Genomic DNA, 13,911 nt, shown 5'->3' with positions numbered 1-13,911 from the left:
TGACCCGACCAGAGGCAAGGTCAGTATCACTGTGCAGTTTACTGGACAGGTGCAGCAATAGTCGTGCCCTCACCGGGCGTCTTTCCAGAGCCACGCATTACGACCAGCAGCAACACTGCGTAGCCGATCATGAATGCACCGCCGGCACCGAGGCCGAGGGTGATTCCGAGTGATCCTGCGAGCAGGCCTCCGGCAATCGGTCCCACCATCATGCCGAAGGACAGGGCCAGATTGTACACTGCATATACTGCTCCGTAACCGCCCATGCCGAGGCGGTCGATGACCTCGGTCATCTCCAGCGGCACCGAGGCGAGCCCGATGGCGAGGACTGCACCCAGCGCTGCCATTAGTACCACTTCAAGGATGAATGACCCACTGATCGCCAGCAGAGGCAGGATGAGGGCAGAGCAGATGAGGCCTGCTATGATCACCCTCTTACGCCCGAAGCGCTCTGCGACTGTATAGGATAGCGGAGATGCGATCAGGCTGGCGATTACCGTTACTGCGAACAGCAGTCCGATCATGGTCGGGGATACCTGCAGGACGTCTGAGAGGTACAGTGGCAGGACAGGCTCGAGTAGAGCTGTTGCGGCAGATACAAGCACAATGACTCCCGCCATAAGTAGGATGGTCCGGTTTTTCAGCATGGACTTTAGAGATACCTGTTTGTCAGCTGGCTGCCTGGGCGGATCCTTGAGCAGCAGGAGCCGGGCAAAACCGTCGATCAAGACGAGGCCGGCAGCTGCGAGAAAGGGCAGTGCGTAGCCACCGTATTCGTAGAGGGCTCCTCCGAACAGGGGGCCGAGCAGGGTGCCGGCAAAGCTTCCGCTGATGCCTATGCCGATGGCCTGCTGGCGCACCCTGGGAGAGAACATGTCTGAAAGCAGCGCCAGTCCGGCTGTCCAGGTAGCGCCCGCGGAAACGCCTTGTAATGCCCGGGCGAAGAACAGCATTGTCAGGTCGCTGGAGAACGCGAAGAGCAGCGTGGAGCCGAACAGGCCCAGTAAGCCGATGACCATCGGTAGCTTCCTGCCGACCCGGTCCGATAAGACGCCGACCACCGGAGTGACTATCAGAAAAGCGATAGCATAGCAGGCAAATAAGAGCCCGATGACCTGCTGGGAAGCGCCCAGCCCGGAAGCATATTCAGGCAGAATGGGCACGATCATGCAATAGATGAGCATGTCTGTGAAGATGGCGATGAAGACAACCAGCAGCGCGAGCTTCTGGTTTTTATCCATGTTCATTAGTCCTTCTTTTTTCATTTCCATAAGATTACCTCATTATACATTCATGTTTGTATGTAAATTATCAATGCGAGATTTTGGGATCGTAGATTAGAGGGCGAAGCCCTCGGAAGTTTACATACATACGTGTATGTTAATTGTATTTATACCTTGCTCTTGCAGCCGGCAGGAGTAGTGATCCCCTGCAGGTAAAGCTTCACAAACGATCCGGCCTGGTCTTTCAGCGAGAACTGCGGAGTGTCGGTCACCGAGCGTTCGATCATCCAGAGCAGCACGATGCCATTAAGCATGCCATAAGCCGTAATGGAAGCGGTCATTGGGTCTACATCCGGGCGCACTTCCCCGGCCTCTTTGGCCTGTTTGATCAGATCGGCCAGGTACCGCACAGATTCTTCCTGCGCATGCTTTTTATCCTCCAGCTTTAACGAGAGTTCCGGGTCTTCCGACATCTTGAAAATGGTAATCTCCTGCAAGGCCCGGTAGTCATCGTCCTCTTCGCAGAACTGCATTAAACGGATCATCATTCGCTCCAGCAGCTCAATGGGCGTGCCCCCCTCGGCAAGCAGCTTTTCTACCAGGCCATTGACGCGCGCGAAACCGGTATCCACAATGGCGTTGAAGACATCAGCTTTCCCGCCCTTGAAATGCCAGTAGATAGCGCCGCGTGTGACTCCGGCTTCTTTAGCGATGTCGTCCAGAGTCGTAGTCGCGTAGCCCTTTTTACTGAAGACTTTCAGGGCAGCACTCAACAGCTTATCCCGGGTGACCTCGGCTTCCTCTTTGGTGCGTCGCATACATTAAGCATACATGCCAGTACGTATATAAATTTTACAACGACGGCTGGCCGGAGTAAATGAAAAAAAGAGATTATTGAGCAGCCTGCTGCTCAACGGAGTGCCCATCCTTGCGGAGCACTTCTATGGCCTTGTCCAGGTCGTAATTTTTGACCATGATGTAGTCGGTATCGTACGACGAGAGCACGAAGATGCTCACGCCTTCGCTGGCCAGCGGCATCGAGAGCGAGGCCAGGATACCAACGATGTCGAAGCCGAGCGGGCCCTGGACTTTAAGGCACCGCCAGCCCTTATTGATCTTGACGTCCTGTGGTATGCTCTCCTGCAGGCACACGATAGATAATTCGTCATAGGTCCGGGTAATCGAGAAGAAGTCGCTGGACAGTACCCATTCGGGCAGCGGTGCATCCCTCTTCAGGGTACAGATAGCGAACACCGGATTCAATACTAAGAGTGATAGTTTCATTTATACCTACGCAATAAAATTTGATACCATCGGTTATAAAGCTAATCGACGATTAGCTTTATAGCTAATCGTATGGAGGCAGATCGCCCGGCAGCTTGAGAATTACCGAGCTTACGTCAGGCCCGGCCCGCAGCACGCTCATCACGGCGGGGGAAGGGTCAGGGTGGACTCCCGGGAACTCAATTTCACCGGCAGTGGCATCGGGCGGATAGGCCAGCATATCCCGGGCAGGGGTGAAGTATACCCTCACCCGATCGTTGTTGCCCCTCGCGTCGATCTTCCTCCACTGCCCGTCCAGGATTACGGCGTTGAAACCGTGAAGCACAAAACCTCCTTCGTCCCTGCAAACCCGCTCGTAGCAGAACCCTGTCGGAATCTGGTGATACCTGAGCAGGGCGGCCAGCAGGTTTGACTTGGCAAAGCAGAGGCCGTGCCCGAGCCGGATCACGTCAGAGGCGGTGCAGGCCACTTTTTCAGAGCCGGCATCGCACGAGTGAGGATACCGGTCCCGGACCATCTCGAAGGCCCGCCTGACAGTATCTACTTGTGTATCGCCTTCCACTGCGCCGGCCAGCAGGGCTACTGCGTGGTCATCGTAGTTGACGGCCTCGGTGCACCTGAGGTATGCCCCGATATTTGCGATGTGATGTGGCTCTAACCTGCTCACTTCTTCTGCTCCATCAGGCTGTGTATGGCATTCCCGAGCCGGGCGATGCCTGTTTCGATCGCTTCCTCGCCGGAGTTGGTGTAGTTCAGCCTCAAGGTATTCTGGCCCGAGCCGTCGGCGAAGAACGCCTGGCCCGGCACGAACGCCACTTTCTCTTTAATTGCGATGTCGAACAGCTCCAGGGAGGATATGCCTTCGGGCAGCGTGGCCCAGAGGAACATGCCCCCTTCCGGCTTTGTATATTGGACCTCTTCGGGGAAGTGCTTTTCGATGGCTTGCACCATGGTATCCCGCTGCTTCCGGTACATCGCCCTGATTTTGAGGATGTGGGAGTCCACGTCGTTGGTGGTCAGGTACTGGTACACGACCCGCTGGGTGAAGAAGTTGGTGTGCAGATCTGTGGCCTGCTTGGCGATTATGATCTTTTCCATGATCTCCTTCGGCGCCACAAGCCAGCCAAGGCGCATGCCCGGGGACACGATCTTGGAGAACGAGCCGAGTAGAACACCATTCTCCACGTACTTCTTCACAGGGGGCAGGTCTTCGCCCAGGTAGCGGATTTCGCCGTAGGGATCGTCCTCCACGAAGGCCGTGTCGTGCTCGTTCAGGAGCCCCGCCACTTCCTGCCGCTTCTTCTGCGAATAGGTGATGCCAGTGGGATTCTGGAAGCTGGGCACAGCGTAGAAGAGCTTGATATTATCCCTATCCAGCGCCTGTGCCATAGCCTGAGTATCCGGGCCGTCCTCCAGCAACGAGATGGACTTGAACTCGGGCTGGTACAAGCCGAATGCCTGCAGTGTGGCCAGATAAGTGGGCCGCTCGACCAGGACCTTATCGCCTTTGTCGATAAACACTTTGCCGGCCAGGTCGATGCCCTGCTGGGAGCCGCTGGTGATCATTACTTCGTCCGGGTCGACCTTGAGACCTCTCCGGGCGTACCGCATTGCCACGTACTCCCGCAGCGGCTGGTACCCTTCGGTAGTGCTGTACTGAAGCACGCTATCGCCGCTGTCCTTCAGTACGGCAGTAGCCGCTTCGGAGATCTCCCTGACGGGGAAAGAGGCCGGGTTCGGCAGGCCGCCCGCAAATGAGATGATCGAGGGGTCCTGAGTGACTTTCAGGATCTCCCTGATGAACGACTTGTGCACGTTGGACATTCTGTCAGCGAATGCTATGCTCATAGTAACACCTGTATTATTACGGTCATTCTTGAAACATATTAGACAGTCCGGCAGGATGTAAACCCTGCCGGACCGTCTAAAAAGTTTCACAAATGATCATAATCATGTAAGATGTTGTCTAAAAAATTGAGCCGAACCTGTGCGGCCGATGCAACATAAATAAAAGATAGGCTTATGGTTCAAAACAAAGGCGCATATCCGACCAGCAATAGGCTACATGCACATAGCCAGCGCCCCCGATGTGCGCAGTTTTAGAGCTCGCCATTCGGCCCCCGAGGCGCTCGTAAAAGTGCCTGGATCTGGCCTGATCCAGCGTCCACACAGTCAGCGAGCGCATGCCCTGCTCCATCAGCCGGCAGGCTGCGGCGACCATGAGCTTTCGCCCGACTCCCCGGCCGTGATGCTCCGGCCGCACATATACGGCGTAGACTTCGCCCCGGCTTTCCGCCGCTACCGCCCGCTCCGGGCCGAAGATGACGAAGCCGATCACTTTGCCGCCGGCTTCAGCGACCATGAACTGCTCGCCGGGGCCGGGAACGCTGATAACGTTCCTGAAGCGCCCTTCCACTTCGGCATACGAGAGAGCATCCAGGTACTCGTCTGAGATAATGCCTCTGTAGGCAACCCGCCAGGTATCTACCTTGATACCGGCCATGGCGGCAGCATCGCAGGCGGCCGCCTCGCGGATTGTCAGGCAGGGCTCGTCGTTCAAGGTTTTCCAGCCTTTTCCATCGCGTCCAGCAGTACGCACATATGATTGTAAATTGCCTGGAGCTTCTCGCCCTGCCCGACCAGCTGTGGCTTCTTCTGGATGTGCTTACCGTCGACCAGCTCGTCCCCGCAGTTTTTTGCGAGACGGTTGATGCTGTCGTCCGACGATTCGAGGTGGAACTGTAAGGCCAGTACTTTCCCGTTGTTGTACTCGAACGCCTGGTTCTCGCAGGCCTCGCTACTGGCAAGCCTCTTCGCGCCTGCCGGGATGCCGAAGGTGTCTCCGTGCCAGTGGAAAGCCATGAATTTGTCCGGCAGAGCCTTGAAAACAGGAGAGGCTTTACCTTCAGGCGTTTTCACAGCCTCGTACCACCCGATCTCCTTTTCCTTGCCGGGTGTCACCTTAGCGCCGAGCACATCGGCGATCATCTGCGCCCCGAGGCAAACCCCCAGGACCAGCTTTCCGGCGTCGATGGCCTCCTTGATGAACTTCTTCTCCCGGGCCAGCCACGGGTAGTCCTTCTCTTCGTAGATGTTCATAGGGCCGCCCATGACGATGAGCCAGTCGAAGCTTTTCAGGTCAGGGAGCGCTTCGTCGTAGTAGAGTACGGTCTTAGTGACTGTGTGGCCTTTATTCTTAGCCCATACCTGGATATTGGCGATATTTTCGAACGGGACGTGCTGAAGGTAGTGCAGGCGCATGTTAACCTCCTCATTCTGTAAGGTTTTGTCTCACAATAACTTTTCGAGTATCTGCACGGAATCCCGGACACACCCGGCGCACGTGACGTTGATCAGGTTCTTGCTGTTAAACTCAGCCTTGCCCTCGGGAGTGTTCAGGTCGCAGCCCAGGATCTCCTTACAAATCACAGATCCGTGGCGAGCCTTAAACTCGTTCATGAACTGCCGGGATAGCTCGTAGGTCTTTTCCTTGGCTTTCAGGTCTTCTATCGTGCACCGGCCGTATTTGAGCCCGATGGCCATGAGCCCCCCGGATACTGCACCGCAGACGCTGCCAGTGCTGGCAATCCCGCCGCCAAAGGCGGTAGCTACTTTTAAGGCCGTGTCAGAGTCGAGGCCTGCATCTCCGGAAAACGCAGTAAAAACTGACTGCGAGCAGTTGAAGCCGGATTTGAAACAGTCGACCGCAAGGTCGCTCTTGCTTTTTGCATCGCCACTCATGTGATACCTCTGTTAGAGTAACTGGCCTTTAGAGACCATAATAACTTTGCCACCCACCTGTACTGCGATGTGACCAGGCGTTCTGGAAGCCTTCAGCCGCAGCAGGGACGGCCGATCGATTTCGTACCCCTGCTCTACCCGCACGTCAACTGTATCTCCACCGAAATACCTGTGCTCGACCAGGTAGCCGCCGAGACACCCGCAGGCGCTGCCGGTGGCAGGATCTTCGGGCATCGTCTGGAAGATGGTGAACATGCGGGCAGAGAGTTGATTTTCGGTGCTCCGGGGCTCGGCGGAGAACAGGTAGATCATGTCCCTCCCGTGCGTCTTAGAAAAAGCCTCGAAAGCAGCAATGTTCCGCTTTGCCCGCCGGAGGGCGCCGTTGCTCTGCAGGGCTGCTATCACGAAGGGCAGGCCGGTCGACACTTCCTGCACCGGGAACCTCGGGTCGAGGTCGCATGCATCTAAGCCAAGTACCCGTGCTACTTCCGCCGCTTCGAAGGTCCTCCCGAAGACAGGAGGCTTCTGGTCCATCCAGAGTACGCCGTCAGGCTGCACTGAGACGGGTATCTGGCCGACTTTCAGGTTCAACTTAACCTGAGTTCCGGGCGTATCCATGATCTCGTTAAGAATTACGTAGGCAGTGCCCAGTGTCGGATGGCCAGCGAAAGGAAGCTCTTCCTCGGGAGTAAAGATTCTCGCGTCGTAGCCGCCCTCCCGGGGAGTGTCGGACAGGATGAAGGTGGTTTCCGAGTAGTTCATCTCCCGGGCGATCTTCTGCATAGTTTCAGTCGAGAGATCGGCCGCTTTGCGGAAGACAGCAAGCTGGTTTCCGGCATATCGCTCTTCGGCGAAGACATCGAGCGTATACATTGGATGAGATACCATGATAATACCGCATGGTTAGTATTAAGGTTCAAAATATTAAGCATACCCGGTCAGGCTCCGCCGCTGAACAGAGCTGGCGCCCCCGGGATCAAGTAAAAAAGCTCTTGCAGGACAGACTTGCTGATGAATAGGTTATGTGTCCGTACCTGCAACTGGATACATTTTAAGTACTCTGTTCAAGCATAGGTATGCTGCAGTAAAACGGCATCCCGCTTACTGCCCCTGCACTTACCGGCTTCCCGGAGCATGCCCAGCGCCTTAAAGCCACAGGACTTGTGCAGCATCACCGCTGGCAGGTTGGCAGGGACGACACCGCAGATCAGCGAGCTGATGCCCTGTTCGCCCGAGTACTGAATAGCCGAGTTCAGCAGCAGCCGGCCGATGCCTTTGCCCCGGTACTCGGGGTCTACGAAAACGCCCACCCGGGCAACACCCTGCGGTAACTCCGCCTCCTCTAAAGGAGTCACAATCACCCAGCCGACCACTTTATCATCAAGCTTGGCTACCAGGTTTTCGCCTCGTTCGAGATCCATCCATTCTGCCGGATCATCCGCATCCAGCACTAGATCGCCGCTGGCCATGCCACCCCTGAAAATAGAGCAGACCTGATCGTGATCGGAGGCTGACATCTCCTGAATAATGTAATGTTCCATGTTCTTCCCCCGTTATTATGAGACAAACCGGGTCATTTGTTCTTTCCCGGAGATTCCGCGGAGAATAGCCATGTGCAGAGATCATAATCAGGATTTATCCGACATTTTGAAGTATAACCCAGAGAATTACGATAGTGGAGAAAATGTTGAACGGCGAACAAAGAACAGAAAGCGTCCATACCGAGCTGCGATGGCGCAGAAAAGTTCCACTAATCAACAACCTGGTGCTCTGGAGAGACCTGGCTGTCGTATTAGTAGGTTCTATGATCATCTTTTTCCTGATCATCGCAGTGGCCACAGGCGGTGAAGACCTGTGGGCCCTCCTGCAGGTAGCGGGCCTGGTACTTTGTATCATGCTTGCGCTCCTGGCTATCGCGGTACTCGTCCTGTGGGCCCTCACCCTCGGAGGCCCTGTAGCGGAGTTCAGCATCAACAGCAAGGGAATCGGGTACGAAGCCGGAAAACGATCGAAGACGATAAACAGCGGCATCGTTGCGGCAGGAATCTTAGCCGGTTCCTTAAACACGGCAGGCGCCGGCATGATCGCAAAGTCGCAGGAGGCTCTTTTCATCAGCTGGAATGAGGTGAGAAGTGTGAAGATCCACCGCAGGCAGCGGGTACTTTATGTCAGGCCGAAAATGCTGGTCGGGCCAATCGCACTATACTGTACGCCCGACAACTTTAGCCAGGCCGAAACAATGGTCAGAGAGTACGTGCCGGCCAACAAGATCAAAGGCTGAATTGAGAATGTTATAGCTGCTCTTCTGATAGGATAGACTGCCAACTATTTATCAAATTACAGTAACCCATAACAGCGAGATTGGACTTATGACCGCAAGAGATGAACCGGCATCGGACCAGCGGGAGCTAATTGAACTCCTGATGATTACAGTATTCTCACTAATAGCCGGGTTTGCGATCGGCCTGACGTGCGGATACATATATCACTTGCCTCGCCTCACTCTGTTCATGCTCTCGTTCGGCCTGTCGTTCGCCATATTTCTCCTGCTCTTCTGCGCCAGAGCGGCAGCGGCTCGCCTTCGGCGGTAGAGTAGAGTGACAATTGGGAACTGGATGACTCGCAGCCAATGTTTTTCCTGACCGGGTAAACTTGATAGATGATAAGAGCTATTGGAGTATCGCAGAGGTATCATCCTGGTTACACCGACACCGACTATCGACCCTGCCACTGCCATGTGCTGCGGGGGCGCCATATGTATTACAGTACTGCTGGTGGCCTCGATAGTAGCAATACTGGCTTCCTGCGGAATCTCTACCTGGCTGGCCCTGTGGTTTTTTAAAATGCTCGGCCAGAAGTCGGGCAAGAAATAGTTCCTGCCCGGACATTTTTTCATCTAACAGATCGTGCACCTAAGGCTGATAGTTTGATTATTCAGCGAGAAATGATATGTATACTTCTAACTAAGTAAACCATTGATTGCGCAATGAAGCAACCCACCCATACCACAAAAACCTCTTAACACCTTCCTTAACTACTCAACCGGCTGAGCGCAATCATATGATTCGATCATGAAAGCTGGATTTTCAAGTAGCGGAAATGAAAACTTGGGGGTCGGGGAGGTCCCGGGAGGCGGGGGAGGATTTTCAAGCTGGGAGGTTAGAGATCGGCAAGGGACACCTCCGTGTCGGTCACAGAGGTCCGAGAGGAGGATCGAGAGGGTGGAAAGGTTTGAGAGGATTATTATATGATAGGTTAATTCTCTTTTGCCTCCGGGTACTCTACCACCTTCTCTCAGACCTCCCAACCTCCCTGACCTCCCAGTTTGAAAATCCTCCCGTACTCCCGGTGACTCCCCTACCTCCCCGCAGACCTCTCAACACCTCACCGACTCACAATTTTTCATGGAATATTACTTATTATGCTCAAGCTTAGAGAAGATTAATTGGGGAAGCATCAGACTCGATTTATGAAGACAGACTCGATCACAGTCGCCGACTGCATCGCAGTCGGCTGCGGCACATTATAACCGCCTGCTACGTGATAAGAGTTATATACGTACACAGTAAAGAAGGAATAGAATTACCCATACATACTTATAAAGGTGCCGGACATGCATAGCAACGCATCATCGAAGCCGTCTGTTCTCCCATACAAGGAGCTCGAAGAGTCGGTCTGGAAAAAGGACATATGTGCAGGCTGCAGAGCGTGCATCACCGTATGTCCGGGCAACACGCTTGCCTTCGACGGCAAGGAGCACAAGCCCTACCAGTTCACCCCGTGCGTGGACTGCAAGGCGTGCCTGGAAGTGTGCCCGAGAACACCGGCTAACTATGCGGCCTTCCGGTCTACCGAGATCATCGGCCCGTACCTGGACATCAAGAGCGCCAGGGCAGGAGTCGAAGTAGAGCGCGCCCAGAACGGCGGAGTCGTCACGGCTCTCCTGACCGCAGCCCTCGAAGAGGGCCTCGTAGACTGCGCGCTGGTGATGGGGTCCGACCGCTGGATACAGAAAGCCCACCCGATGATCGCTTATTACCCCGAAGACCTGAGCAAAGCAGCAGGCAGCAAATACGATTCCAACGGCGTCCTCGAAGCGCTGAAGACGGTCGCAAGCGATGACAGTATTCGCAGCGTAGCCGTGGTCGGCACCCCCTGCGCAATTCAGTCCATAGGCCTGCTCCGGGCTTCGACCAATGAGTATGCGATGAAGCTGGCCAAAAAAGTAAGATTTGCCATCGGGCTGTTCTGCTTCGAAGTCTTCGACGATGCAATGGTCGAAGAAGTCTCGAAGCGCCTCGGCGTCCCGACCTGGCGGATCACTAAGATGAACGCCGGAGAAGGCAAGATGACCGTCACCCTCAGGGGCGGCGAAGTCAAGCAGCTCCCCCTGTCGAGCCTGGGAGACTACGTCCGCAAAGGCTGCAAAGTATGCCCGGACTTCACCTCAAAGTCGGCAGACATCAGCGTCGGCAGTGTCGGCAGCAAACCCGGCCTGAGCACCGTCATCGTCAGATCCGCCGTAGGCCTCGGCCTGTTCGAGATCGCCCTGGACATGCAGTTCATAGAAACAGTCCCCGGCGTCGACTCCGTGGCCATAGAGAAAGTCGGCAAGCTCAAGCTTAAGAGGAATGGCTTACAGTAAGCCATTCTCAAACATTTTTCTACCATTTTCAACCATTATAACACAAACTACTCTTAGTGCACCACGGCGACACGGCCCCTTATCTTGATAACTGGAGAGCAGATGTTCTAACCACGGCGGCACAAAGACCATTCTAGAAACGATGGCAGGATGGTTAGTTAAACCACGGCGACACGGCGACACGGCGACAACCGTACCCGAATAGCAAGACCCTCTTTTTTGATCCGCGGCGACACGGCGGGCTGGTAGCACGGCGACAATTATATTTCCCGCATCTCCTCAACACCGGTCAGGATTCCGCGAAGTAGTTAAGATTTCAGGCTATTAATCAGATATACAGGCAGAAACGATTGGTCAGCTAGCATCGTTTGGTTAATGCGCTGTCTCAGTGTCGCCGTGGACTAAAAAGGCTCCCTTTTACCGGTTCCCCACGGTCTCCGTGTCGCCGTGCCGCCGTGGTTCAATAATTTTTTCGATCGTACTGAGACCAATTGTCTCCGTGTCGCCGTGCCGCCGTGGTTAGGAAATTCTTCATACCATCGTTTCCTGCGCTATTGCAAAATAGCCGTAGTCGATAACATGTTTTTCTGTTGTTGGAAGGAAAAAGAAAAAAGAGTTTAGGAGAGCATCTTCACCGCTTCGACGAAGCCCTGGGTGAGGAGCCAGACGAGGCCGCCGGCGACGAAGGACAGGCCGATGAGGATGTAGGTGGCCGTGGTGCCGCCGTATTTTTTCTTGAGCCAGTAGAAGACGATTTCGCTGAGGAAGATGACGCCCACCATCATCAGGCCGAGCATGAAGACCAGTAATGCGGGTATGGTAAGGCCGCCGATCGGGCTGACGAAGGTCCCGGTGCTCATCGTGGTCAGGTTATACGTATACCATCCGGCCACTCCTGCCACGCTGTCGATAATGAGCGCGAAGACGATGGCTATGAGGAAAGGAGTCCACCACCTGAAGAAGGGCATCGCGCCTTCTTTTTCCGCCATCTTTCCCACTACCCAGTAGCTCAGTATAGCCGGAATCGACCACAGTAGCGCGTAGAATATAACCTCCACCTCGGAGATGATGTAGATACCGCCGGCAAGCCAGTAGTAGACAACATACATACAAAACGAGACAAACCACAGCCGTAGCGCGGTGCTGGTTTTGCCCTTGATCACGTACTTGGTCAGGTAGATCATCAGAATGCCGATGAAACCGATGACGACGACTTCAATGAACCTCACGTCCATACCATTACCTCGGCTACAACATGAGCGCTAATCCTATATTAGGCAATCGGCAACCAGAAGATGGGGTATGGCATTCGTGCCCGCAAAACTCTGGCCGCATGGCCGGCATGCACAGGTATTTCAGCGATACAAAATCATGTAGCCTGACGTCGCCTCTGTGGATGGCGGCGGTTAGATTTATCAGATATCGATATATATTAAACAGGTGTGGCAATGCCCAAGATAGCGACTATCGGCGACGTGAACGTGGACCTCATAGCCCGCATAGACAAGATGCCCGATCTCGGGAAGCAGGTCATCACGAAGGACTTCCAGGTGCACGGCGGAGGCTGCTCGGCTAACTTCGCTCTGCAGTGCGCCAGGCTGGGGATGGACATCCAGCTGTTCGGCAAAGTAGGCGACGATGTTTTTGGCACCTACGTACTGGTAGAGCTGGACGATAACAAGGTGAACACCAAAAACGTCCGCCTGACGGAGAAAAAGACGGGCGTTACGGTTGCGCTGGTCCAGGGAATCGAGCGGTCGTTCGTGACTTTCCGGGGCGAGAACGCCAGCTACAACATCGGCGACATAGATCTGGCCAACATCGAAGCGGACATCGTGCATCTTCCTTCTTACTTCCTGCTGGACGGCCTGAGGTACGACTACGCACACATGATCGACCTGCTCCACGGGGCAGGCATTAAAGTCTCTTTCGACACCGGCTGGGACCCGAGAGGCTTCACGAAAGAGACAGTCGATCCGATCTTTGACATACTCCCCAAGGTAGACGTCTTTTTACCGAACATCGACGAGTCGAGAAAAATCCTCGGCAACGACAAACTCTCACCGGAGGACGCCGCCAAGATCTTCCTGGACATGGGCGTCGAGGTTGCGGCGATCAAGATGGGCAAAGACGGCTGCTACGTGGCCAGCGGCAGCTATGCAGAGTTCATACCATCGTTCAAAGTCCCGGTGGTCGACACCACAGGCGCGGGCGACACGTTCAACGCAGGCTTTATCAGCGCCTACTCCTATGGGCGGAGCCTGAAAGACTGCGCCCGAATCGGGGCGGCTACGGCAGGCTTAAAGGTAGGCGGAGTGGGCTGGACGAAGTACCCGACCCGGCAGAACGTGAATAAGTTTCTTGAGGACAACGGCCATAAAGGCCTATGATGAAGATCTTCGACATATCCGTCAGCCTGCACAACGGCATGCCCTTCTTTCCGGGGGATCCTGCCCCGGACATCAAGCGGATCCTGAACATGCCCAAAGACGCTGCCAACGTCTCCTTTTTATGCATGGGCTCCCACACGGGAACCCATGTCGATCCACCGCTGCATTTCATAGAAAACGGGCTTCCGATCGATAAGATACCGCTGGATCACCTGTACGGCAAGGCAGAGGTGCTCGATCTGACCGGTGTCGAGAACGAAATATCGGCAGGGGACCTGGAAAAAGCGAGCCACGGAGAGAAGATGCTGCTGTTCAAGACCAGAAATTCTCAGCTCTGGCAGTACACCGGGTTCCGCAGCGACTTTGCTTACCTGAACGAGAGCGGGGCAGACTGGGTTGTGCAGAACGGCATCAAGACGATCGCTATCGATTACCTGTCCATCGGCAGCTTCAAAGGCGCCGAAGCGGTGCACAAAAAATTGCTGGGCGCAGGCGTCACTGTGATAGAAGGCGTGGATCTCACCGGAATCGAGCCCGGAAAGTATACCTTCGCTTGCCTGCCTCTAAAGATCAAGGATGGCGACGGCTCGCCGGCCAGGGCTATACTGGTTAAAGAGTAAAAAAGTTA

General features: G+C 54.9%; 17 protein-coding genes. 6 read left to right on the top strand and 11 right to left on the bottom strand.

What is annotated here, in order from left to right:
* Positions 1–38 precede the first annotated feature (38 nt).
* The 10 genes from ACPLPM_RS09090 to ACPLPM_RS09045 form a co-directional block, all read right to left on the bottom strand.
* Complete coding sequence (locus ACPLPM_RS09090; protein WP_424359926.1) at positions 39–1,271, bottom strand: MFS transporter; 1,233 nt, start codon at positions 1,269–1,271, stop codon at positions 39–41.
* Between the two features lie 119 nt (positions 1,272–1,390).
* Complete coding sequence (locus ACPLPM_RS09085) at positions 1,391–2,041, bottom strand: TetR family transcriptional regulator (RefSeq protein WP_424359925.1); 651 nt, start codon at positions 2,039–2,041, stop codon at positions 1,391–1,393.
* Positions 2,042–2,114: 73 nt separating this feature from the next.
* The gene (locus ACPLPM_RS09080; protein WP_424359924.1) at positions 2,115–2,507 is read right to left on the bottom strand and encodes an ACT domain-containing protein; all 393 of its coding nucleotides are present in this window, start codon (positions 2,505–2,507) and stop codon (positions 2,115–2,117) included.
* Positions 2,508–2,571: 64 nt separating this feature from the next.
* Positions 2,572–3,174 carry a transglutaminase-like domain-containing protein gene (locus ACPLPM_RS09075; protein WP_424359923.1) on the bottom strand — a complete coding sequence of 201 codons (603 nt, stop codon included), beginning with the start codon at positions 3,172–3,174 and terminating at the stop codon, positions 2,572–2,574.
* Entirely contained in the window at positions 3,171–4,355 is a 1,185-nt protein-coding gene (locus ACPLPM_RS09070; RefSeq protein ID WP_424359922.1) for a PLP-dependent aminotransferase family protein, read from the bottom strand. The genes ACPLPM_RS09075 and ACPLPM_RS09070 overlap by 4 nt, the downstream gene beginning before the upstream one ends.
* A gap of 172 nt (positions 4,356–4,527) precedes the next feature.
* The gene (locus ACPLPM_RS09065; RefSeq protein WP_424359921.1) at positions 4,528–5,067 is read right to left on the bottom strand and encodes an N-acetyltransferase family protein; all 540 of its coding nucleotides are present in this window, start codon (positions 5,065–5,067) and stop codon (positions 4,528–4,530) included.
* Entirely contained in the window at positions 5,064–5,768 is a 705-nt protein-coding gene (locus ACPLPM_RS09060; RefSeq protein ID WP_424359920.1) for a type 1 glutamine amidotransferase, read from the bottom strand. The genes ACPLPM_RS09065 and ACPLPM_RS09060 overlap by 4 nt, the downstream gene beginning before the upstream one ends.
* 30 nt (positions 5,769–5,798) lie before the next feature.
* Positions 5,799–6,248 (bottom strand): C-GCAxxG-C-C family protein, encoded by a 450-nt coding sequence (locus tag ACPLPM_RS09055; protein ID WP_424359919.1) that lies wholly within the window; start codon positions 6,246–6,248, stop codon positions 5,799–5,801.
* A 12-nt stretch (positions 6,249–6,260) separates the two neighbouring features.
* Entirely contained in the window at positions 6,261–7,136 is an 876-nt protein-coding gene (locus ACPLPM_RS09050; protein WP_424359918.1) for a PhzF family phenazine biosynthesis protein, read from the bottom strand.
* 176 nt (positions 7,137–7,312) lie between these two features.
* A complete protein-coding gene (locus tag ACPLPM_RS09045; RefSeq protein WP_424359917.1) occupies positions 7,313–7,789 on the bottom strand; it encodes an N-acetyltransferase family protein in 477 nt (158 codons plus the stop codon).
* A 143-nt stretch (positions 7,790–7,932) separates the two neighbouring features.
* On the opposite strand from ACPLPM_RS09045, the gene ACPLPM_RS09040 reads away from it, so the two are divergent.
* The 4 genes from ACPLPM_RS09040 (at position 7,933) to ACPLPM_RS09025 (ending at position 10,893) form a co-directional block, all read left to right on the top strand.
* The gene (locus ACPLPM_RS09040; RefSeq protein WP_424359916.1) at positions 7,933–8,529 is read left to right on the top strand and encodes a hypothetical protein; all 597 of its coding nucleotides are present in this window, start codon (positions 7,933–7,935) and stop codon (positions 8,527–8,529) included.
* Positions 8,530–8,617: 88 nt separating this feature from the next.
* A complete protein-coding gene (locus tag ACPLPM_RS09035; RefSeq protein WP_424359915.1) occupies positions 8,618–8,839 on the top strand; it encodes a hypothetical protein in 222 nt (73 codons plus the stop codon).
* 81 nt (positions 8,840–8,920) lie between these two features.
* On the top strand, positions 8,921–9,121 hold the full coding sequence (locus ACPLPM_RS09030; protein WP_424359914.1) for a hypothetical protein: 201 nt from the start codon (positions 8,921–8,923) through the stop codon (positions 9,119–9,121).
* A 740-nt stretch (positions 9,122–9,861) separates the two neighbouring features.
* A complete protein-coding gene (locus ACPLPM_RS09025) occupies positions 9,862–10,893 on the top strand; it encodes a Coenzyme F420 hydrogenase/dehydrogenase, beta subunit C-terminal domain (RefSeq protein ID WP_424359913.1) in 1,032 nt (343 codons plus the stop codon).
* Between the two features lie 617 nt (positions 10,894–11,510).
* Here ACPLPM_RS09025 and ACPLPM_RS09020 read toward each other — a convergent pair.
* On the bottom strand, positions 11,511–12,128 hold the full coding sequence (locus tag ACPLPM_RS09020; RefSeq protein ID WP_424359912.1) for a hypothetical protein: 618 nt from the start codon (positions 12,126–12,128) through the stop codon (positions 11,511–11,513).
* A 213-nt stretch (positions 12,129–12,341) separates the two neighbouring features.
* Between ACPLPM_RS09020 and ACPLPM_RS09015 the strand changes: the two genes are divergently transcribed.
* Positions 12,342–13,283, top strand: a complete 942-nt coding sequence (locus tag ACPLPM_RS09015; RefSeq protein WP_424359911.1) for a carbohydrate kinase family protein — start codon at positions 12,342–12,344, stop codon at positions 13,281–13,283.
* Complete coding sequence (locus ACPLPM_RS09010; protein ID WP_424359910.1) at positions 13,280–13,903, top strand: cyclase family protein; 624 nt, start codon at positions 13,280–13,282, stop codon at positions 13,901–13,903. The genes ACPLPM_RS09015 and ACPLPM_RS09010 overlap by 4 nt, the downstream gene beginning before the upstream one ends.
* Positions 13,904–13,911: the final 8 nt, after the last annotated feature.

Source organism: Methanocella sp. MCL-LM (assembly GCF_049676595.1).
GTDB lineage: Archaea > Halobacteriota > Methanocellia > Methanocellales > Methanocellaceae > Methanocella_A.
The sequence above is the reverse complement of the archived record's forward strand: the minus strand, read 5'-3'. Positions and strand labels throughout refer to the sequence as shown.